Raw genomic sequence first — 1,145 nt, 5'->3', positions numbered from 1 at the left:
GTTGGTGCATTGTATGATTTGAATAAAATGGGTGCTTCAGGGTATCTTCATGTATTTAATGATTTTGTATACTCTGAGAAATATAAAAAAAAGATCATCCAACCTGTAGAATTTGAGGATTTTGAAAGAGGGATGGAAAAATACGATTTAGGTGGAATGTTAAGGAATATACAATTGTATATTGAATACGTGGAAGGTAGAATAGGTCTTAAAGAATATCGTTTTCAACGTGATTTATTTTCAAAAACAATAGGTGAAATGGAAGCTGAACTAAGAGCACAAGAGGAAAAAGAAAAACATGAAAAACTAAAAAAAGAAGCATTTGTATTTTGCAAGCAAAAAGTTTAGAAGAATGCAATGAAAAGTTTAGAACTTTGCCAGCCCTTATTTTCTTTATAATTAACTATTCGATAAAGCGTATTTCACGCGGTAACTATCACCAGTGAAACTTAATATATGAGCGTGATGAATGACTCGATCCACCAAGGCAGCTGTGAGACGTGCGTCCACAAATATTTTATTCCACTGACTAAATTCCAGGTTGGACGTAATGATAAGGCTTTTCTGTTCATACCAGTCGGAAATCAACTGAAATAGTAACTCAGCCCCATCCTTACTAAATGGCACATATCCCATTTCATCAAGAATGATCATATCAACTTTAGTAAACCGATTGCGTAGAGCTTGATATCGACCTTCCTCCCACGACTTTTCCAACAACTCTATTAAATCAGCTACTCTGTAGAAACGGACCTCATATCCGTTTCTACAAGCTTTTCTACCTAATGCTGTCGCTAGATGCGACTTTCCTGTTCCTGGTGCCCCTGATAAAATCACATTCTCTTTTCTCTTGATAAAGGAAAGGGATTCAAGGCCATCTCTGTCGAGATTAGATGGGAAGTGAATATGGTCGCCCCATTGATAATCCTCTAATTCCTTTTCATTCATAAACTTTGCTTTTTTAATTAAACGTTCTCCTTTTGCGATTTCCCTTAACTCTATTTCCTGTTGTAATAGATCCATTAAATATTGTTCCGGATTCTCGAAAGGAACTTTTTCATACAGGTCTGCAATATATGCTAAACGGAGTAATTTACATTTCTCTCTAATCACATCAGACACGTTAAACACCTGCCTTCACAGTA

At 35.8% G+C, this 1,145-nt stretch carries 2 protein-coding genes; one reads left to right on the top strand and one right to left on the bottom strand.

The window, feature by feature from the left end:
• Positions 1-348, top strand: a 348-nt coding sequence (locus tag M3210_RS19970; protein WP_251518038.1) for a hypothetical protein, incomplete at its 5' end; no start/stop codon positions are given.
• Between the two features lie 51 nt (positions 349-399).
• Here M3210_RS19970 and istB read toward each other — a convergent pair.
• Positions 400-1,122 (bottom strand): IS21-like element helper ATPase IstB, encoded by a 723-nt coding sequence (gene istB / locus M3210_RS19965; RefSeq protein WP_251518036.1) that lies wholly within the window; start codon positions 1,120-1,122, stop codon positions 400-402.
• Positions 1,123-1,145 lie beyond the last annotated feature (23 nt).

This window comes from Oceanobacillus luteolus, from assembly GCF_023715655.1.
Taxonomy (GTDB): domain Bacteria; phylum Bacillota; class Bacilli; order Bacillales; family Amphibacillaceae; genus Oceanobacillus; species Oceanobacillus luteolus.
The sequence above is the reverse complement of the archived record's forward strand: the minus strand, read 5'-3'. Positions and strand labels throughout refer to the sequence as shown.